At 60.3% G+C, this 20652-nt stretch carries 19 protein-coding genes and 1 pseudogene; 4 read left to right on the forward strand and 16 right to left on the reverse strand.

Features of this window, described 5'->3' with window-relative positions; genetic code table 11:
• The first annotated feature begins 104 nt into the window (after window positions 1-104).
• A complete protein-coding gene (locus DXD48_RS04265) occupies window positions 105-1193 on the forward strand; it encodes an iron-containing alcohol dehydrogenase family protein (protein ID WP_117564135.1) in 1089 nt (362 codons plus the stop codon).
• 66 nt (window positions 1194-1259) lie between these two features.
• On the opposite strand, the gene DXD48_RS04270 is transcribed toward DXD48_RS04265, so the two are convergent.
• The gene (locus DXD48_RS04270; RefSeq protein ID WP_199407894.1) at window positions 1260-2111 is read right to left on the reverse strand and encodes an IS3 family transposase; all 852 of its coding nucleotides are present in this window, start codon (window positions 2109-2111) and stop codon (window positions 1260-1262) included.
• A 205-nt stretch (window positions 2112-2316) separates the two neighbouring features.
• Window positions 2317-2628: pseudogene (locus DXD48_RS10370) on the reverse strand (helix-turn-helix domain-containing protein); the annotation flags it as partial.
• A 460-nt stretch (window positions 2629-3088) separates the two neighbouring features.
• On the opposite strand from DXD48_RS10370, the gene DXD48_RS04280 reads away from it, so the two are divergent.
• Window positions 3089-3691, forward strand: a complete 603-nt coding sequence (locus DXD48_RS04280; RefSeq protein ID WP_117564137.1) for a Type 1 glutamine amidotransferase-like domain-containing protein — start codon at window positions 3089-3091, stop codon at window positions 3689-3691.
• Window positions 3692-3806: 115 nt separating this feature from the next.
• On the opposite strand, the gene DXD48_RS04285 is transcribed toward DXD48_RS04280, so the two are convergent.
• From DXD48_RS04285 to ftsH, 3 genes are all read right to left on the reverse strand, one after another.
• On the reverse strand, window positions 3807-4034 hold the full coding sequence (locus tag DXD48_RS04285) for an integrase core domain-containing protein (protein ID WP_255413152.1): 228 nt from the start codon (window positions 4032-4034) through the stop codon (window positions 3807-3809).
• A 207-nt stretch (window positions 4035-4241) separates the two neighbouring features.
• Complete coding sequence (locus DXD48_RS04295) at window positions 4242-4703, reverse strand: DUF523 domain-containing protein (protein WP_117564140.1); 462 nt, start codon at window positions 4701-4703, stop codon at window positions 4242-4244.
• A gap of 76 nt (window positions 4704-4779) precedes the next feature.
• Window positions 4780-6672, reverse strand: coding sequence for an ATP-dependent zinc metalloprotease FtsH (ftsH, locus tag DXD48_RS04300; protein ID WP_198019956.1), 1893 nt, complete (start codon window positions 6670-6672; stop codon window positions 4780-4782).
• A gap of 92 nt (window positions 6673-6764) precedes the next feature.
• On the opposite strand from ftsH, the gene DXD48_RS04305 reads away from it, so the two are divergent.
• A complete protein-coding gene (locus DXD48_RS04305; protein ID WP_117564141.1) occupies window positions 6765-7250 on the forward strand; it encodes a cob(I)yrinic acid a,c-diamide adenosyltransferase in 486 nt (161 codons plus the stop codon).
• Window positions 7251-7335: 85 nt separating this feature from the next.
• Here DXD48_RS04305 and DXD48_RS04310 read toward each other — a convergent pair whose 3' ends face one another.
• From DXD48_RS04310 to thyA, 4 genes are all read right to left on the reverse strand, one after another.
• Entirely contained in the window at window positions 7336-8685 is a 1350-nt protein-coding gene (locus tag DXD48_RS04310; protein WP_117564142.1) for an MATE family efflux transporter, read from the reverse strand.
• Between the two features lie 125 nt (window positions 8686-8810).
• Window positions 8811-9725 carry an RNA methyltransferase gene (locus tag DXD48_RS04315; protein ID WP_055286414.1) on the reverse strand — a complete coding sequence of 305 codons (915 nt, stop codon included), beginning with the start codon at window positions 9723-9725 and terminating at the stop codon, window positions 8811-8813.
• Window positions 9726-9834: 109 nt separating this feature from the next.
• On the reverse strand, window positions 9835-10353 hold the full coding sequence (locus tag DXD48_RS04320; protein WP_117564143.1) for a dihydrofolate reductase: 519 nt from the start codon (window positions 10351-10353) through the stop codon (window positions 9835-9837).
• A 9-nt stretch (window positions 10354-10362) separates the two neighbouring features.
• Window positions 10363-11211, reverse strand: a complete 849-nt coding sequence (gene thyA, locus DXD48_RS04325; protein ID WP_117564144.1) for a thymidylate synthase — start codon at window positions 11209-11211, stop codon at window positions 10363-10365.
• A gap of 166 nt (window positions 11212-11377) precedes the next feature.
• On the opposite strand from thyA, the gene DXD48_RS04330 reads away from it, so the two are divergent.
• Window positions 11378-12142 (forward strand): DUF134 domain-containing protein, encoded by a 765-nt coding sequence (locus DXD48_RS04330; protein ID WP_117564145.1) that lies wholly within the window; start codon window positions 11378-11380, stop codon window positions 12140-12142.
• 120 nt (window positions 12143-12262) lie between these two features.
• Here the strand turns inward: DXD48_RS04330 and ffh are convergent, their stop codons facing one another.
• From ffh to rpmF, 7 genes are all read right to left on the reverse strand, one after another.
• Window positions 12263-13738, reverse strand: coding sequence for a signal recognition particle protein (gene ffh, locus DXD48_RS04335; protein ID WP_117564146.1), 1476 nt, complete (start codon window positions 13736-13738; stop codon window positions 12263-12265).
• Between the two features lie 10 nt (window positions 13739-13748).
• Window positions 13749-14666, reverse strand: a complete 918-nt coding sequence (ftsY, locus tag DXD48_RS04340) for a signal recognition particle-docking protein FtsY (protein ID WP_117564147.1) — start codon at window positions 14664-14666, stop codon at window positions 13749-13751.
• Window positions 14666-18202 (reverse strand): chromosome segregation protein SMC, encoded by a 3537-nt coding sequence (gene smc / locus DXD48_RS04345; protein ID WP_117564148.1) that lies wholly within the window; start codon window positions 18200-18202, stop codon window positions 14666-14668. Before smc ends, ftsY begins: the two co-directional genes overlap by 1 nt.
• Before the next feature lie 10 nt (window positions 18203-18212).
• Window positions 18213-18938: a ribonuclease III gene (rnc, locus tag DXD48_RS04350; protein WP_089571704.1), complete on the reverse strand. Its 726-nt coding sequence runs from the start codon at window positions 18936-18938 to the stop codon at window positions 18213-18215.
• Between the two features lie 3 nt (window positions 18939-18941).
• Complete coding sequence (locus DXD48_RS04355; protein ID WP_055309519.1) at window positions 18942-19184, reverse strand: acyl carrier protein; 243 nt, start codon at window positions 19182-19184, stop codon at window positions 18942-18944.
• A gap of 124 nt (window positions 19185-19308) precedes the next feature.
• Complete coding sequence (plsX, locus tag DXD48_RS04360) at window positions 19309-20328, reverse strand: phosphate acyltransferase PlsX (RefSeq protein WP_117564149.1); 1020 nt, start codon at window positions 20326-20328, stop codon at window positions 19309-19311.
• Between the two features lie 87 nt (window positions 20329-20415).
• Window positions 20416-20595 (reverse strand): 50S ribosomal protein L32, encoded by a 180-nt coding sequence (gene rpmF, locus DXD48_RS04365; RefSeq protein WP_022094017.1) that lies wholly within the window; start codon window positions 20593-20595, stop codon window positions 20416-20418.
• Window positions 20596-20652: the final 57 nt, after the last annotated feature.

Raw genomic sequence — 20652 nt, forward strand, 5'->3', positions numbered from 1 at the left:
AAACCCTCAACATCGGTTTCATACTTTAGTAATTTCTCGCGGTCGCAAGCACTCACTTGGAGCAAAATACCTGAAAGCACTTTATCTAACGAAAGAAGGCTGCTATGCGCACGATTGGAATGAGCGACTACACCGTCGGCGAGGACTGCTTTGACGAGCTGCCCGGCGCGCTGGACGAGTACGGAGCGGCCAAGGTCGCGATTATCGGTGGTAAACGAGCACTGGCCGCGGCGCTTCCCAGTATCGAAGCGGCACTGGAGGGCACCGACATCGAGATTCTGGAGACACGCGTCTACGGCACCAACAGCACGCGTGCCAATATCGCCAAGCTTGTTAACTCCCCCGCCTGCCGAGAGGCCGATGTGCTCATCGCATGCGGTGGCGGCAAAGCGCTCGACACCGTCAAGACGGCGGCCATCGAGCTCAAGAAGATCGTCTTTACGGTACCGACGATCTGCTCCAACTGCTCGGCCGCGACCGCCATTGCCGTTGTCTACAACGACGACGGCTCGCTCGAGGGCTATTCGTACCCCAACCGCCCCGCGCACATCTTCATCAACCCCAAGATCATCGCCGAGGCTCCGGCGGAGTACTTCTGGGCGGGCGTGGGCGATGCCCTGTCCAAGCAGCCCGAGGTCGAGTACGCCACGAGCGCCGGCAACCTGGAGCACACCGCAGGTCTTGGCCTGGCGCTCGCACACACCTGCTCCGAGCCGCTGTTTACCTATGGCGTGCAGGGTCTTGAGGACGTTCGCCAGAACCTGTCGACCGAAGCCGTCAAGCAGATCGCGCTCGATATCGTGGTCAACACGGGCTACGTCTCCAACCTGACCAACCAAAACGATTACTACTACAACTCGAGCGTGGCGCATGCGTTCTACAACGCCACCTGCAGCATTCCGCGCGAGGGCACCTACCTGCATGGCGAGGTCGTGAGCCTGGGCGTGCTGGTGCTGTTTGCCTACACGGGCGATACCGAGAACCTTGAGCGCTACTCAGCCTTTAACAAGCAGATGGGACTGCCCGTGACGCTTGAGCAGGTCGGGCTTTCCGAGTCCGATATCCCCGCCCTGTGCGAGTACGCGCACACCACCAACGAGTGGAAGCAGGGAAACCCCGGGCCCTTCACCGACGAAAAGTTCGCCGCCGCCATCAAGGCTGCCAACACCTACGGCCACACGCTCCTCGCCTAACCTACCAAAACCACCACAAAGGGGACAGTGAACTGCGCCCCGAAACTTGGACTGAATAAATAGCGACTACGCCGCAAGGGCCCGGTTCCGGAACTCCTCCGGCGTCAGGCCCTTCAATCTTACCTGCCTGCGCCGCGTGTTCCAATGGGCTATGTACCCCTCTAGGTCGCGCTTGAAGTCCCCGAAGCTGCCCCACTCCCTGCCGCGGTAGAACTCGTCCTTCACGTGGCCGAAGAGCTGCTCGGTGGTGGCGTTGTCGATGCAGTTCCCCTTGCTCGACATGCTCTGGGTGATGCCCGCCCCCTCCAGCCTGGAGGTGTAGGACTCGTGCTGGTACTGCCAGCCCATGTCCGAATGCATGGTCGGCGCCGCCCCGTCGGGCAGGGCCTCGAGGAGCCGGTCGAGCATCCTGTGCTGCTGGGCGAGGTCCGGCGAGGTCGATATGTCGCTCGCCACGATCTCCTTCGTGCAGAAGTCGAGCACCGGGGCCCAGTAGGCCTTGGCGCCGGCCACCTTGAACTCGGTGACGTCGGTGCCGAGCTTCTGCCACGGCCCCTCGGCGCCGAAGTCCCTCGCGATGACGTTCTCGAACGTGCTCCCCACGAGCCCCCTGTAGGAGCTGTACCGGCGGCGGGAGCCCCGGCGGCGTATCCCGCACCGGATGCCCATCTCGCGCATCATCTTGAGCACGGTCTTGTCGGCCACGACCGCGCCCAGCTCGGCGCGCAGGCACATGGCTATCTGCCGGTGCCCGCAGCCGTTGGCGGTGCGCGAGAATATCTCGGCCGCGGCGTCGCGCAGCTCGGGCCGGGTCGGCCTCCGCGGGTGCGCCAGCGCGTAGTAGTAGGTCGACCTCCTGAGCCCCGAGCACTCCAGCAGGTGGCGCAGGGAGTGCCCCTCCGCGCGCAGCGCCCTCACCGCCTCGGCCGCCGCCCTGGTCAGAGCCCGTCCCGCTCGACCAGGGCGCGCAATTTTTTAGGTAGGCGACCTCGGCCTCGAGCCTGCGGCAGCGCTCCTCGAGCTCCTGCTCGCGGGTGCGGGCCCGGGGTTTCGACCTCGACCCCCTCGGTCTGCCCTTCGGGCGGGGCCGCAGCGCCTCGGCGCCGCCCTCGCGGTAGAGCCTGCACCAGCGCTCCAGCGGGGATTTCGACCTGATCCCGAACTCGGCCATGGCGTCGGCCTTCGCCATCCCGTCGTCGACCACGGCCGACGCCGCGGCGACCCTCTGCTCGAATGTGTAACTGGATTGCTTCCCGTCCATGGACAGCAGCGCCTCGCTTCCGAACGCCCGGTATACCCACTGCCATTCTCTCACGGTCTCGCGGGGGACGGACAGGGCCTCGGCCGCCGGCTTGCAGCCGACGCCGGCGTCGAAGAGCTCGACGGCCCGCCTCCTGGACTCCAGGTCGTGCTTCGACCTGAGATCTATACTCATGGAAAACCTCCCATTTCCCGATGTCCAAGAAATGGGAGGCAGTTCACAGGCACCTTTGTGGTGGTTTTATATTGCTCCAGCATTCAGTTCGTACTCGGAACGGTAAACAGAAACGAACAGAGGCAGGGTATCATCGTGGTGATGGTATCCTGCCTTTTGTTTTGCGGGATCAAGGTCGCTTTATGCGAACTTGATCGCCACTTATATGGCGCATTGATGGCAATTGCTTCGTACGTGCATACCGGGAGCCTGTACACCTCTGGCAAGGCGTAACACACTAGACTTTGTTCCAAAGTCCGTGTGCTAAGGGGGCAGGCCCCTTAGAATTCCTGTGGAGTGTGTACGCACGTACGCAGGAAAACGGCAAAATTTCGCTATATCAGGGCGTTCTTTCATTGGAGAGTATGGTATACACGGCTTAGTTCAACAAATAAGAATTTATATATAAAGGAGAATATTGATGAAACTGTTTTTATGTTCTCACTTTTCAAGTGTAGGAAGTCTGATAAAGGAAGAAATTGAAAATAAAAAAGTCGCATTTATTCCAACAGCTTCGCTGCGTGAAGGCTACACCGGTTATGTCGGCTCGGCTCGAAAATTATTCAAAAAGTTGGGAGCAATCGTAACTGAAATTGATATTTCAACGGAGGCTTATTCAACGATACAGTCTCTTTTTGAAGATGCGGATGTGATCTATTTTACCGGCGGAAATTCTTTTTTCCTTATAGACCAGCTCCGTAAAACGGGAACGGATGAGCTGTTGAAGAAAGAATTGGCAAAGGGAAAACTGATGATTGGTGAATCGGCAGGTGCGATTGTATGCGCTCCAAGCATCCAATATATCGAGCAAATGGATGAAAAGCCGGAGGACTACTCACAAGAAGATGATGCAGGGCTTAATTTGATTGATTTCTATGTTCTTCCGCATTATCTTACAGCACCATTTAAGAAAGTTACCGAGAAGATAATGACTGAGTTTTCGGATTTGAATCTATGCCCAATTAACAACCGTCAGGGAATTGTAATTGATGGTGAATGTTCAAAGGTAATTTGCAAAGACTAATTTGAATATTTCAGTTTGCTGTACTCATTCCTAGCAGGGTTTGGGGCGGGCACGCCCCAACAAGAAGCTGTCCCAAAGGGGCAAGAATGGGGACTGCGGACGATTTCTTGGACCGCTACGCGGCCCTTCCCAGCGCGGCGCGGAACTCGGCCGGCGTGCGGCCGCCGAGCGCATCGCTGCGCCTCTCCGTATTGTAGCGGCCGATCCAGGCCCCGAGCTCCTCGATGAAGCGGGCGGGGGCCCAGCCCGACCAGTCCCTGCCGTGCCAGAACTCCCTCTTGAGCAGGCCGAAGAAGCCCTCCATCGCGGCGTTGTCCGGGCTGCAGCCCTTGGCGGACTGGATTGGCTACACTGATGTGGACAGTTCCGGGAGGGGCGCAAGAGACGGGAAGGCCGTGTGCGCGTTCCTGCGTGAGGGCCGCGGGGAGGGGCTGCCTGGGTACGGCGCCTGTCAACTCGGTCTACGTCTTTGATGACCGGGTCGTACTCAATATCAACTTCACGGATGATGCCAAAACGGTCACCCGTGAGGAAGTGTTGGGTTCGAGTGCTATGGACAATGTTCCAGCATGCTGGGATCGAATTCGCTTGCCGGGATCACGCGGTAGCCGTGGCGCAGGAGCAGGTCAACGAAGACACCGTTACCCGTTGTGAGCGTGCCGCTGAAGGAACCGTCGTAGATATGGCCCACGCCGCACGACGGACTGCGATCCTGCAAAATGCACGCAACAATCTCGGACGGGCCGCCCGCCTGCTCGCACATATCGAGCGCACGTTGAGCACCCTGGCGAAACTCGCGATCAACCGACACGCCCTCGCAGGTACGAACCTCTCCGTTCACAATCTCGGACGGCTTGCGCGGTGTAGGCAAGCCACCAAAAACCTCAGGGCATACCAACAGGACCTCGGTCCCCGTACGCTCGCAAGCCTCGACCAGCTCGCGATGGTAGTTGTCGAGCCCGTTATACTTGCAGCTCTCGCCCATCAAACAGGCACTTACCACGATCTTCATATACAACTCTCCCCACGCAAAACGCCCCATTTGAGATGGACACTCAAATGGGGCGATTGACACTGTGCAACTAGTATTACTGCTGCTTTGGCATCAGCGGGTTCTCGCGCGTGAGGAGATTCATAAACTCCTCACCCGTGATCGTCTCCTTCTTGTACAGATAACGAGCCAGCTCGTGGAGCTTAAACTTGTTCTCCTTGAGAATCTGCAGGGCGCGGTCATGCGCATCCTCGATCAGCTTGGCGACAATCGCGTCCACGCGCTCGGCCGTACCGGGGGCGCAGGTGAGAGACGTGTCCTGGTTGAGGTACGCATTCTGAACGGTACCGAGTGCCATCATGCCAAACTCATCGGACATACCAAAGCGCGTCACCATGTTACGGGCGAGCTTGGTGGCCTGCTCGATATCGTTGGCTGCGCCGGTCGTCATCTCACCAAAGATGAGCTCCTCGGCTGCACGGCCACCGCAATAGACGGCGAGCTTGTCCAGGACCTCCTGGCGTGTGGTCAGGAAGCGCTCATCCTCCTCGACCTGCATGGTGTAGCCCAGAGCACCGCTCGTGCGCGGTACGATGGTAATCTTCGTGACCGGCGCAGAGCCCTTCTGGCGAGCGGCAACGATGGCATGGCCGATTTCGTGGTAAGAAACGACCTGCTTCTCGTGATCGGACAGCACCGTGGACTTGCGCTGCTGACCGGCGATGACGACCTCCACCGACTCCTCGAAGTCGTCCTGGGTTGCACGCTTGCGACCCTCGCGAACGGCGCGCAGGGCGCCCTCGTTGATGATATTGGCCAGGTCGGCACCCGAGGCGCCGGGCGTGGCACGGGCGATCGCAGTCAGGTCGATCGGGGGCTGCGTCTTCACGCTCTTGGCATGGAGCTCAAGGATGTTCTTGCGGCCGGTCAGGTCGGGCAGCTCAACGGGGATGCGACGATCAAAACGGCCGGGGCGCAACAGGGCCGGGTCAAGGCTGTCGGGTCGGTTGGTAGCAGCGAGAACGACAATACCCTTGTGGTTATCGAAGCCGTCCATCTCGGTCAGCAGCTGGTTGAGCGTCTGCTCGCGCTCGTCGTTGCCGCTAAAGCCGCCGCCGTCACGCTTTTTGCCGATGGTATCGATCTCATCGATAAAAACGATGCACGGGGCCTTTTCCTTGGCCTGCTTAAACAGGTCACGCACCTTAGCAGCGCCGCGACCGACAAACATCTCAACAAACTCCGAGCCCGAAATGCTAAAGAACGGAACACCGGCCTCGCCGGCCACAGCCTTGGCAAGCAGGGTCTTACCGGTACCCGGAGGGCCGACAAGAAGAGCACCGCGCGGCAGCTTGGCGCCGATCTCCTCGTAGCGCTGCGGCTTCTCCAGAAAGTCGACGACCTCCTTAAGGGATTCCTTGGCCTCTTCCTGGCCAGCAACGTCCTTAAAGGTCACGCCCACATCCTTGGAAGCGATAACGCGAGCACCGGACTTGCCCAGTCCGCCGCCGCCAAAACCACCGCCGCCAAAGTTCATCGACGGGCCGTCATCGCCCATGGCCTTCTTCATGCGACGATTGAGCCACCAACCGATGAGGAAGAAGATAGCCATGGGAAGAATGAGCGTAAGCAGGTAGTAAGTCATCAGACCCGAGTTCTTATCGGGGACAACAGATTCCAGCGAGGCGCCGGATTCAAGCACGCGATCGGTAAAGCCCGCATCGTTTGGCACACCGGTCGTCTTGTAGGCGATGTTCTCGTCCTCGCCCTTCTTGGTGTAATAAATCGTGTAATCGTCCGTATTGTATTCGACCTTGTCGACACTCTTCTTATCGAGCGCTTTGACAAAGGTCGAGTAATCGGTCTTCGTAATCTGCTGCGTGTGACCGATGTTGGGGAACAGAACGGTCGAGAGCACGAGGTAGACGACGAAGGCGATGAGCACGTAGAGGATCATATTCCGTCTACGTTTGTTGTCATCCATCTCCATCTGCTTGAACTCCATCTACTGGGGTTGATAATGCTTTCTAGAATACCCAACCCGAGCGACGATAAACCGACGCCGGGCACGAAAGGACAGAGATGGCATCACTGGAAGTCGGCAAGGTTCAGATCTACACGGGCGACGGCAAGGGCAAGACGACGGCTGCGCTGGGGCTTGCACTGCGCGCCACGGGCTATGGACTTAACGTGCTTATGCTGCAGTTTGCCAAGAAGCTGCACTGCGCCGAGCATGATGCGGCGCCCCGTTTAGGTCTGCGCATCGTACAAGCCGACCGCGACACGCCCGAAGCCTGTGCCGCACAGATCATGGAGCTGGCGCGCGAGCAGATTAGCCAAGTCGACGTTCTGATTCTAGACGAACTTGGCGAGGCCATGCGCCGTGGATTTGTGACGCGCGTGGATGTCGAAGCGCTGATCGCGACAAAGCCCGCCACCACGGAGCTCGTGCTCACCGGCCGCGGTCTGCTGCCCCTCGCCGATCTGGCAGACCTGGTCACCGAAATGCGCCCCGTCAAACATTACTTCGACGAAGGCCTCCTAGCCCGCCAAGGCATCGAATACTAAATGATCCGAAGGGGACGGAGGAAAACGGATCATTTTGCCTTATTGCCAGGTCAATGATCCGTTTTCCTCCGTCCCCTACGGATCATTAGGCGGTGGCGCGGCCGAGCCAGTTGCCGCTGTGGTGGTAGATGGTAAACATCGTGGCCGTGATGAGCCAGGTTACGGGGTAAACCAGCAGCAGGTGCTCAAGCGACGGATCGAACGGCATAATCGCAAACACCCAGATCACCCTGAGCACGACGGTGCCAAAAATCGTGAGCATCATAGGCTGGAAGCTCACGCCAGCGCCGCGGATGGAGCCGGACGCGTTTTCGATAATCGAGAAGATCGCGTAGAACGGCGCGATGAAATGAAGAATCGTCGTGGTGTAGGCCGAAATCGAAGCATCGTCGACAAACAGACGCGACAACGGACCCGAGAACACCAGTAGCACGGCAGACAGGCCACCAATGAGCATAAACGACAGCACAAGCGACGTATGGTAGCCCTTGCGCATGCGCTCGTAGTTGCGCGCGCCAAAGTTCTGTGCCGAGAACGTGGTGATCGAAACGCCAAGCGCCTCGGTAACCATCCAGACAATGCCATCCAAACGGCCCGAAAGACCCCACGCCGTGGTGACATCGGCACCAAACGAGTTGACCGACACCTGAATCAAAACGTTGGAAATCGAATACGCAGCAGACTGAAAGCCAAGCGGCAGACCACACGAGATCATGCTCTTACAAATGCCAGGATCAATGCAGAGTTTGGACAGTGAAAGCCGCCACGCACCCGGAGCGTGCATCATACGAATCACGATCATCGTGGCGTTGGAGCAAATGGTCAGCGCCACCGCGATGCCGCAGCCCAGAGCCTCCATATGAAGCACGGCAACGAAGATGACATCCAGCACCGCATTAACAAGGCAGCCGGAAGCAATGATCACAGCAGGACCGCGTGTGTCGCCCACGGCGCGCAGCAGCGCCGTTCCCATATTGAGCAGCAGCGCCGCAACCATGGCGGCAAAATAGCAACGAGCATAGGCCACGCCCTCGGCCAATAGTTCATGCGGCGTGTTCATAAGTACCAGCATGGGCTCAACGAACACTATGCCAAGAATCGAGAAAACGATACCGCCCACCAGCGCGAGCGTCATGGCCGTATGGACCGAACGACTCAATCGCTCATCATCGTGCTGACCAAAATACTGACCGGTAATGACCGCGCAGCCAGCGCCAACGCCAACGCAAAAGCCGATGCAGAGCTCGGTGAGCACCATCGTGGCCTGAATGCCACCCAGCGCGAGCTTGCCGCCAAACTGACCGACGATATAGGTACCGATAAGCGTGTAAGCCTGCTGAAAAAACGAGCTAAAGAAGATAGGGACGCACAGCGAAAGCAGTTGCTGCCAAATGACACCCTGCGTCACATCGATAGCCGTAGATTTCTTAGCCACACGCCCTCCCCAACAGCGTACATCAAACAACAAAACGGCAATTTAAGACCAAAGCCAATACCAGCTTAGCACCGACCGGTATCGGCCGAAACGCCCCGAACCAGAGCCCAGTGCGAAATAATTGCCTAGTGATACAGCCCCGGCTGGTAGTGGTACTCGTTGCTCACATGCGGGCACAGCTGCCAAAAGGCGACAGCACTTGCCGCGGCCACGTTAAGCGAATCGACCCCGTGCGCCATCGGAATACGCACGGCGCGGTCGCAGCCCGCAATGGTCTTGGCGCCCAAGCCAGCACCCTCGGTGCCCATAAAGATTGCCAGGCGGTCAATCTCCTGCAGCGCGGGATCGTCCAGCGACACCGAATCATCCGTCAACGCCATAGCGGCACACGAAAAGCCGGCATCGTGTAGCGCCGCCAGCCCATCATGCGGCCATACGCGCGCTTCGCTGCCAATGCGTGTCCAGGGCACCTGGAACACCGTGCCCATGCTCACGCGGGCAGAACGACGATACAGCGGATCACAACACGTAGGACTGACCAAAATGCCGTCGACGTTGAGCGCGGCCGCCGAGCGGAATATTGCGCCCACATTGGTATGGTCGACAATGCCCTCGAGCACGCACACGCGCACCGGGCGCTCCCCCGCCGCCTCGACGACGCCGCCCAAGAACTCATCAACCGGAATCTGTCGCGGGCGACGAAATGCCGCGAGCGCACCGCGCGTCACGTTAAAACCCGTCAGCCGCTCCATAAGCTCCATCGAGGCAACGAACACGGGAACCGGACCCGCGCCCTCGCGTACCGCCAGGCGCTCAAACAGCGGCATCATCTGGTCGAGCCAGCGCTCGCCCAAAAGAAAGCTCACCGGCTCGTATCCGGCGCGAACCGCACGTTCGATGACCTTGGCACTCTCGGCGATAAAAATGCCCTTCTGCGGCTCCAGCACGCAGCGCAGCTCACGCTCGGTCAGTCGCACGTAGGCATCAAGCCGCTCGTCCTCGAGCGAATCGATTCGCAGCACCTCAACGGCATCAGTCATAGCAGCCAGCCCGCACCTTTCTTTACAGCGCATCTATACCAAACGAGGCGACGCTAAGCGCCGCCCCATGCATTCAAACAATCCGATGATACCGTTCACGCCGGACGATTTACGCCTCAACGCGACGATACGTTACGAACTCATAATCGACACCCTCGTCGCCCTCGCCCGAGGCAATCGTGGCAACACCGCCACGCCGCGCAATCTCCCACGCGGGATCGGCATCCAGATCGGGAAAATACGTATCCACGTCATGCACGCAATGGTTATGCGTAACCTCGGCCTCGGCGCAATACGGCAAAAACTGCCGATACACCTCGCCGCCACCGATCACCCACGCAACGGGCTCATCGGCTACCGCGGCGAGCGCTTCGTCGATGCTATGCACCACGTCGACGCCCATGGGAGCAAAGTCCCCATCGCGCGTGAGCACGATATTGCGTCGATTCTTAAGCGGGCGCCCGCCGGGAAAACTCAGCAGCGTCTTGCGTCCCATAATGACCGGACAGCCTTTGGTGCACGCCACAAAATGGCGCATATCGGAGCGATTGGACACCACCATGTCGCCCTCGCAACCAATGCCCCAGTCGTCACACACGGCGACAATGGCAGAAAGCTTACACGTCATGCGCGTCACCTACACCGCAATGGGGATGTTCTTGACCTGAGGGCCGTGCTCATAGCCCTCGACAATCAGATCATCGGTCGTAAACGCATAGAAATCATGCACATCGGGGTTGAGCGTTACCTTGGGAGCCGCAAACTGCGGACGCTCGATAAGCTCGCGGACGATATCGACATGACGGTCGTAAATGTGGGCATCGGCGATCACATGCAGCAGCTCGCCAGCGATCATATCGACCGACTGCGCGACCATCATCAGCAAAATGGCGTACTGGCACACATTCCAGTTGTTCGCAGCCAAAATATCCTGGCTGCGCTGGTTGAGAATCATGTTGAGCGTCGGTTTATCATCCTGCGGACGCTGCGTCACGTTATACGTCACGCTGTAGGCACACGGATACAGGTGCATCTCGGACAGGTCGCTAAACACATAGGTGTTCGTCATAATGCGGCGGCTGTACGGCGTGTTCTTAAGGTCGTACAGCACGCGATCCATCTGGTCAAAGTCGCCCTCGGCATAATGGCTCTTCTGCCCAATCTGATACCCGTAGGCCTTGCCGATGGAGCCAGTCTCGTCGGCCCACTCGTCCCAAATATGGCTGTTGAGGTCATGCACGTTATTGGACTTCTTTTGATAGATCCATAGGATCTCATCCATGGCAGATTTGAGGGCCGTACGACGCAAGGTAAGCGCCGGAAACTCCTCACGCAGGTCATAGCGTGCCGTGACACCAAAGTTTTTAATGGTATAGGCAGGGGTGCCATCCTCCCACACCGGGCGGACCTTTTGGCCCTCGGTGGTGGTGCCATGGTCCAGAATATCGCGGCACATGGTTACAAACTGTTGATCAGCCTTGCTCATTGACCCTCCTGTCAGTCGCCTAAAAGCGAGATTCATTGTATCCCAGGCACATGCGGCCCCACAGCCCAAACATATGCCTTCATTTTCTGGCATATGCCAGAAATTCCTTGCGTTAATCTGCGCGTTCGCTATTCTATTGTTGACATATGTCAGATAAGGAGCACGTATGGCAGGAAGACGCGAGAAACTGCGCCGCGTCGGGATCATCCCCGAATACCGCGGCTTTACCCCTGACGGCCTAGCCAGCGGAGACGCCATCGACATGACGGTCGACGAACTCGAGGCGCTGCGCCTGTGCGACCTGGAAGGCCTTAACCAAGAGGCAGTCGCAAAGCAGATGGGTATCGCGCGCGCCACGGTGGCGGCTATTTGCAGCCGCGCACATCGCAAGGTGGCAAACGCGCTGGTCAACGGGCGGGCGCTCGTCATCGAGGGCGGCAATATCGCGTACTCCCCCATCACCGCAACGACGGCCGCATGGCCAGCAAAGGAGGTCGACACCATGAGGGTGGCAACCACGTACGACAACGGCAACATCTTTATGCACTTTGGCCGCAGCGAGCAGTTCAAGATCTACGACATTCAGGATGGCAAGGTACTCAACGAGCAGGTCGTGGGCACCGACGGCACCGGCCACGGTGCCCTTGCGGGCCTGCTCGCCAACGGTGGCGTGGACACGCTCATCTGCGGCGGCATCGGCGGTGGCGCCATCAACGCGCTTGCCCAAGCCGGCATCACGGTGTACGCAGGAGCTCAGGGCAGCTGCGACGCTTGTGTCGAGGCCCTTATCGCCGGAACGCTCGCACAGAACGGCGAGGCCACGTGCGGCTGCCACGGCCATGACCACGACCACGCCCACGAACATGGCGAGTCCTGCAGCTGCCACGGCCATCACGAGCACGAGGGCCACGAGGACTGCGGCTGCCACTAACGGCACGGCACCGCGAGCTCGGGGCGCGACGCTGAACGCAGCCCAACTATCAAAGCCAACAACAAAGGCCACCCGGTAGCTTCCGAGTGGCCTTTGCCATATCAAGCTGGAATTACAGCCCTATTTCTTATTGCGCATCTGTGCTTCCATCTGGCGCAGCAGCTCCATATCGGACTTGGGACCGCCCGTACCCAGGCCGCCCATGCCGCCCAGACCCATAGCGTCCAGCCCAGGGATATTGGGCATGCGCATCTTCTTGCCCTTCTTGCCCTTTTTGCCCTTCTTGCCGCCGGCCTGTGCCTGATTGGCCATCGTGCGCATGCGGCCCATCATCTTGTTCATCTCGCCCCACTGCTTCATAAGGCTGTTGACCTCGGTGGGGGTCACACCGGCGCCCTTGGCGATACGCGCGCGACGCTGGCCGTTGATGATGGAGGGACGCAGACGCTCCTCCTTGGTCATCGACATGATGATGGCCTCGTTCTTGTCGAAGATGCCCTCGTCCAGGTTACCGCCCATCTGGTTGAGCGCGCGCTGGCCACCGGGGAGCATGCCCAGGATACCCTTCATGCCGCCCATCTTTTTGACGGCTTTCATCTGGTCGAGCATGTCGTTCATGGTGAAGCCCTCGCGCAGCATACGCTCGGCAGCCTCAAGCTGCTCTGCATCGGCTGCCTCCTGGGCCTTCTCGATAATACCTACGACATCACCCATGCCCAAGATGCGCTTGGCCATGCGGTCCGGGTAAAACGGCTCCAGCGAGTCGGGCTTCTCGCCCATGCTCACGAACTTGATGGGCTTGCCGGTCACCTGACGCACCGAAAGTGCGCCACCGCCACGGGCGTCACCGTCGAGCTTGGAGATGATAACACCGTCAAAGTCAGTGCGCTCGGCGAAGGTCGAGACGACGTTGACGATATCCTGGCCGGTCATGGCATCGACGACCATCAGCACCTGATCGGGCTTGACGGCCTTCTTGATGTCCACGGCCTCCTGCATCATTTGCTCGTCGATCTGCAGACGACCGGCGGTATCGACGATGACCACGTCACGCAGATGGTCGACGGCCTCCTGGATGGCGCCCTTGGCGATATCGACCGGGTGCTCGCCGTCACCGCGGAAGACCGGCACGCCGATCTCGCCACCGAGCGTGGAAAGCTGGTCGGCAGCAGCGGGACGGTAGACGTCGCACGCGGCGAGCAGCGGCGAGCGGCCCTGCTTCTTGAGCAGGTAGGCAAGCTTTACGGCAGCCGTGGTCTTACCGGAGCCCTGCAGGCCCACGAGCATGATGACATTAGGAATGCGGTTACTAAAAACGAGCTTGCTCTCGGTGGAGCCGAGCATCTCGGTGAGCTCGTCGAGCACGATCTTGACGACGTTTTGCGCCGGCGACAGCGACTCCATGACCTCGGCGGTCATGCAGCGCTCCTTGGTCTTAGCAACGAACTCCTTGACGACCTTAAAGTTAACGTCGGCCTCGAGCAGCGCCATGCGAATGTCGCGCATGGCCGAGGTGATATCGGCCTCGGTCAGCTTACCCTTGCCGCGCAGGCGGTCAAATGTGTCGTTGAGGCGATCGCTCAGGGAATCAAACACTGGTTACTCCTTAGTTGGACTCGCCCACCAGGGCGCGGCAGAAATCTTTGGCGTTAAACTCCTGCAGGTCATCGACCTGCTCGCCCACGCCGATGCGCAGGATCGGGAGCTTGAGCTTCTCGGCCACGGCCATGGCGATACCGCCCTTAGCAGTGCCGTCGAGCTTAGTCATGATAATACCGTCCAGGCCCAGCGCCTCGTTAAACTCGAGCGCCTGGTTCAGACCGTTTTGGCCCGTCGCGGCATCGATTACGAGGACGACCGAGACAGGCATGGGGCCGGCAGCCATATTGGCGGCGCGCTTACGCGTCACGTTGACCACTTTGGCAAGCTCGCGCATGAGCTCGGGGCTTGTGTGCAGACGGCCGGCGGTATCGATGAGCACCAGGTCGCTGCCGCGCTTATCGGCCTCGTCGAGCACGTCATAGCACACGCTCGCCGGATCGGAGCCGCGGTCACGCTTAATAACCGGTACGCCGGCACGCTGGCCCCACACATCGAGCTGCTCGATGGCGGCGGCGCGGAAGGTGTCGGCCGAACCGATCACCACGTTCTTGCCGCGGGCAGCCATGGCGCTCGCAATCTTGCCGACCGTTGTGGTCTTGCCGGCGCCGTTGATGCCCACAAACAGCACGCAGCTCGGCGTATCGGAAAACGGATCACGCTCAACAGGCACAAAATGGCCCTCGAGCTGCTCGGCCAGAGCGCGGCGAAGCTGCGGGGCGGTCTTAAGGTTCTTCTTGGCAGCAGCATCGCGCAGGTCATCGGAGACCTGAATAGCGACCTCGGCACCCATGTCACCCATGACGAGGGTGTCCTCAAGGTCCTCCCAAAAGTCCTCGTCGACCTCGCCACCAAAGTAGAAGACCTCGTTGAGGGCCTCGCGGCTGCGCTCAAGTCCGCGCGAGAGAGCGTCAAAGAATCCCATTATGCATTCACGACCTTTCCGGTTTCGCGATCGAGTTTTTGCGAGACGACGCGGCTGACGCCGTCGGCTTGCATCGAGACGCCATAGAGAACGTCAGCGTCCTCCATAGTACGGCGCTGATGCGAAATGACCAAGAGCTGTGTATCGGAACGCAGCACATCGAGGGCTCCGATGAGCTTGGACAGGTTGGCGTCATCAAGCGCCGCCTCGACCTCGTCAAGCACATAGAACGGCACCGTGCGCGTGCGGTACACGGCAAAGAGCAGGGCGAGCGCCGTCAGACTCTTCTCGCCACCCGACATGAGCATCATCTTAGTAATGCGCTTGCCGCGCGGCTGCGCCACAACCTCAATGCCCGTCTCGGCAGGATGCTCGGGATCGGTCATCTCAAGATGAGCCTGGCCACCCGGGAACAGCATGGCGAAGATCTCGCGGAAGTTCGCGTCGACCTTCTCAAACGTCACCAGAAACGCCTTGCGCATCTTGCGATCAATGGCCACTGTGATCTTGGTGAGCGCCTTGCGCGCGCTCTCCAGATCGGCCAGCTGGTCCTCGATGTAGTCGGCGCGGCGCTTGAGCTGCTCGTACTCCTCCATGGCAACCTGGTTCACGGGGCCCAGATTGTTGATATGACGCACGAGCTGGTTGAGCTCCCGCTCGGCGGCGTCGCGGTCGGTGGGAGCAGGAAGCATGAGCGCTTCCTCGAGCACCGTGGTGCCATCGGCGGTAATGGCCTTAATGGCGGCCTCTACCTGCACCTCAAGCTTGCCGCGGGAAACCTTGAACTCGTTTTGCGTGGCAGTGGCGGTATCGACCCGCTCCTTAGCGCGGGCAACCTCGGCCTTGGCATCCTCGATGGTCTTCTTGAGCGAAGCGGAGTCCGCCTCTTCCAGAGAGGCCTGGTCACGCAGGCGCGCTGCCCAATCCGATGCGCGTTCCAACAGGGCAGAATAGCGTTCGTGCATGGGGTCGACGCGCAGGCGCAGCAGCTCGAGCGAGCGCGAAGCCTGGCGTGTTCCGCGGATACGACGGTCGATGCCCTCAAGACGATGCTCAAGGTCGGGCACGCGGCCCTTCAGCGAACGCAGGCGCTCGCTCGTCTGGGCCAGGCGCACCTTGGCATCGGCGAGCTTACCGGCGGCCTCGGAATCGTCACGGCGAACGCGATCGAGCTCATCGTTGGCCTCGGCAATCTGGAGACCCAGGTCGCTTGCCTGTGCACGCGCCTCGTCACGCGAACGGGTGAGTTCGTCAACGCGCGGGCGCGCAGCGCGAACGGCCTCGGCGGCCTGCTCGCGGCGCTTGGAGATGCGCACGTGCTCGACCTCGGCGTTGTTGGCGCTTTGCTCCAGGCGGCCAATCTCGGAGAGCAGCGAGCGGCGCTCGCCCTCAAGACGGGCGATCTCGCCGGCGGCATCGCCCTCGGCGGCACGCGCCTCCTCAACGGCCGCATTGGCCTCGACGACCTGATCCGACACATGCTCAAACACAGCAGCCAGATCGGGTTCCAGGCCCTCGAGCTCACGGATGCGGCGCTTGCGCTCCAAAGCACCCGAAGCCTCGCCGGCGTCGAGCCCCACACGCACCAGGCCGCCGCAGGCGACGCGGGCGCCATCGGGGGTCACGTAAGTCACGCCGTCAACGACAGGCGCGGCCAGCGCAGCCGCCAAGTCGTCGACAACGTAATAGCCGCCGAGCAGCGCCTCGACAACCGGGCCATAGCCGGCGCGTACGGACAGGCGATCGACCAGGCGGGAACCGGCAGCGCCCTTAGCGGCAGCAGAGGCGCTCACACCGCGCGCGACCAGCAGCGCCTCGCCCGAGGCCTTCTTCTGGTCCAGAGCGGCACGACCGGCACGCTCAAGCGCGGACGCATCGTCGAACAGCAGCGCATCGATATCGCCGGCGAGCAATTGCTCAACCAGGCCCTCAAGCTCACGCGGGGCCTCGAGCACGTCGCCCAGACGACCCGAGACATCGTCGCCCAGCGCACCCATCAGACGGCTCACCAGCGGCGAGCTGTCAGCCATGCGGGCATCGAGCTTCTTTTGGCTGGCAAGCTCCGAGCGCACCTCGGACAGTTTGTTGCGCGCCTCGCTCTCGCGGACACGCAGGTCCTTAAGGGCTGCACGGGCGACCTCGGTAGCCTCGCGAGCATCAATCTGGGCTTGACGGGCCTGATCAAGTGCACTGTCGAGCTCCTCGGCGCGGTCGCGACGGCTCTCGAGTGAGGCCGTGACTTCCTCGAGCTGCTCGTCGATCTGCTCCAGGCGTGAGGCGTACATGTTGTCCTCGACCTCGGCGTTGCTCAGCGAGTCCTTCACCTTGGCGAGTTCGAGCGCCGCGTTATCGGCCACACGCTGCACATCGCGTTGCTCACGCGTAAGCTGCGAAATCTGATTGTCGAGCGCCACGCGCCGCTCGTGGAGCTGAGCGGCGGCAGGACCAGCGGCGTCAACGTCCTCCTGGGCCTGCATGTGCGCGCCGGTCACTTCCTCAAGCTGCGCACGCGCGTCCTCGAGCTCCTCTACCACGCGACGACGCTGATGCTCGGAGCTCGAGATCTGGCCGCGCATGTCGGACAGGCGCGACACCATGTTGTGGCCCTTTTCCTCGAGCAGGCGCATATCAGAGTTAATGCGGCCGACCACGTCTTGCATATGGCGGCGCTGCTCGCCCAGATCGCCCACAAACAGGCCCTTTTCCTCGAGCATGACCTGGAGCTTCTCGAGCTCGCGTTCCTTTTCGCCCAAGCGGTACTGCGCAAGCTCCAGCTCGGCGGCACCTTCCTTGGAGCGGCTCTCCAAGTCGTTCCACTGCGACTGCAGCGAACGCAGCTCGTCGACGGCTAGCATCTGCGTAAGCTCGTTCGCGCGCGAGGACAGCTCTTTGTACTTGCGCGCACGATCGACCTGACGCTCCAGAGGTCGCAGCTGACGGGCGATTTCCTTATTGATGTCGCGGGCACGCGTCAGGTGCTCGTCCATCGACTTAATCTTTTTGAGCGCACGCTCCTTGCGGCGTTTGTGCTTGGAAATGCCGGCGGCCTCCTCGATGAGGGCGCGGCGCTCCTCGGGGCGGCTCTGCAAAATGGCGTCGAGCTTGCCCTGGCTGATGATGGAATGCGTATCCTTGCCCAAGCCCGAATCGTGCAGGATGTCCTGAATGTCCATCAGGCGGCACGGACTCGAGTTGATGAGGTACTCGCTTTCGCCCGAGCGATACATACGACGGGCGATGGCGACCTCGTCAAAGTCGACGGGCAGCATATGGTCCGAGTTATCGAGCACCAGCGTGACCTCGGCGACACCCACCGGCTTGCGCGCTGACGAGCCCGAGAAGATGACATCCTCCATGGCCTGGCCGCGCAGCTGCTTGGCGCTCTGCTCGCCCAGGACCCACAGAATCGAGTCAGAGATGTTCGATTTTCCCGAGCCGTTGGGACCGACGATGACGGTCAGGCCCGGCTCAAACGTCATATGGGCGCGGTCGGCAAACGACTTGAACCCTTTGAGCGTGAGGGACTTGAGATACACGGTTCCTCGCTTAAACAGGCTTCTTGTTGAGAATCACGCCGTTGGTGGTGTAGCCCATGCGGTCAAGTGCCTCGAGTGCAGCGGCTCCCTCGGCTTCCTTCTTTGAGGAGCCGGAGCCGCGACCCTGGCGAATACCATCGATCAACACCACGGCGGTAAAGGTGGGCGCATGCGCAGGGCCCTCGGAGCCGACCAGCTTGTACGCGGGAGGCTCGTGGCCGTCGGCCTGCACGCACTCCTGCAAATACGACTTGGGGTTCGCAGGGTGCTCGGCACGCTCGGATGCCAAATGTGGCTTAAGCGTACGGTGGATAAACTCCGCCGCGGCATCCCAGCCGGCGTCCAGATACAGCGCGCCCACGAGCGACTCGTAGACGTTCTCGAGCGCCGAGTGCAGGCCGCGCGCGCCGGTACCGGTCTCGGAGGCACCAAAGATGATGATGTCATCGATACCCAGCTCGTGCGACACCTCGGACAGCGTGGCGCCCGAGACAAGGGACACCTTCAGGCGCGTGAGCTTGCCCTCGTCAAACTCCGGATAGGACACAAACAGGGAGCGTGCGACAACGGCGCCCAAAATGGAATCACCCAAGAACTCAAGGCGCTCGTAGCTTGCCGAGACTGGCTGGCCTTCGACGGCCGAAGGATGCGTAAGGGCCGCGCGCAGCAGCACCTTGTCATTGAACTCGTGGCCCAGAATCTCCTGGGCGCGCGTAAGTCGTTCGGATAAAGCCAAGACCTAAGCCTCCCTGGCGTTTTCGATCGCGTCGACGGCGTCGGCGACAGAGTTGAGCGAGAGCAGGGTCTCGTCATCGATCTCGAGATTGAACTCGTCCTCGATAGCCGTAACCAGTTGCAGGCGCTCGAGCGAGTTGGCATCGAGGTCGTCAAAGGTGGTCTCATCGCTAATTTCGGCAACATCGACGCCCAGAACGTCAGCAGCGACCTCGGCGATCTTGTCGAAGATTTCGGAGCGGTCCATAGCGCTTCCTCTCATAGTGCATGAATACCAAAAGAATGGTACCGCCCGGGCGGTACCAAGACACGGTTCTGATTCTACCCCACGAAGCAGGCCGCGAGGCACATAACAGCGCTCTAACTCGCTCTTACAAAACGATGCCGTCCATGGAGTTGGCGACGTTCTCGACCAGCCCCGCGCGCACGGCTTCGGCCGCCGCAAGCGTACCGTTTTTAACAGCCTCGACCGAGGTGGCGCCATGGCCGATCAGGACCACGCCACGCAGGCCCAAAAGAATCGCGCCGCCCTTGGCATCACCAGAGAGCTTGGCCTTAATCTCGCGCACCTGCTTTTTGATGAGCAGCGCGGCGATCTTGGTGCCGAGCGAGGCCATAAAGGCGCCCTTGAGCTCCTGCAGCAAAAACTTGGCAGCGCCCTCGGTAGCCTTGAGAGCGATATTGCCCGACATGCCGTCGGCAACAACGACATCGAAATTGCCCGAGGTGAGGTCGGTGCCTTCGCAGTTGCCCACAAAGCCCGGAACTGCGGCCTTCATAGCAGGGAAGCAGGCCTTGGTAAAGTTAGAACCCTTCTCGTCCTCGGTGCCGTTACCAAGCAGGCCCACGCGAGGATGTTCGATGCCCAGGACGACGCGGGCATAGGCGCTACCCATCTGGGCAAAACGCACCATGTCATCGACCTCGACATCGGGGTTGGCGCCCATATCGCACAGCACCGTCAGACCGCCGGCGCGATTGGGCAACGCATTGGTCAGACAGGGGCGCACCGGCTGCTTCTTGCCTTCGGCCTGATACCTAAACGGCGTCACGTATGCGGTAGCAGCGGCGGTCATGGCGCCGGTGGAGCCGGCGGAGAAGAACGCGTCCGCGTTGCCCTTTTTGATGGCGCGGCAGGCAAGCACGATCGAGGACTTGCGCTTGGTCATCACGGCGCGAATAGGATCGTCATCCATGGCGATAACGTCGGGTGCCTCAAGGGCCTCAACACGTGCATGGGAAGCAGCAAAGGGATTGACGATTTCAGAGGGGCCAGCTGCCAAGACCTCGATATCGGGATCGGCGGCAAGCGCAGCCTCGATACCATCGAGAACAACCTGAGGTTTCTCGTCTCCGCCCACAACGTCTACACAAACGCGAACGTTACTCATATACATGCTCCTTATACAAAAATGGCCGACTCATTGAGCCGGCCATTGTGGTTCCATTTGGAACGGCATCGCATCCAGAGTATACCGTTACTCGGTAACGATAACCTCGCGGTCCTTGTAGAAACCGCAGCTGGGGCACACGTGGTGCGGAAGCTTGACAGCGCCGCAACGGGGGCACGTGGACTGAGCCGCAGCCGAGATCTTCATGTTGGCGGAACGACGGGTGTGAGTGCGGATACGACCCTGCTTTTGTTTAGGTACGGGCATAGTGACCTTCCTTATGAACTATCCAGTGTGGCGATTACGCGCAAGTAGCGATACTAC

The organism is Collinsella sp. TM05-37, from assembly GCF_003436455.1.
Taxonomy (GTDB): Bacteria; Actinomycetota; Coriobacteriia; order Coriobacteriales; family Coriobacteriaceae; genus Collinsella.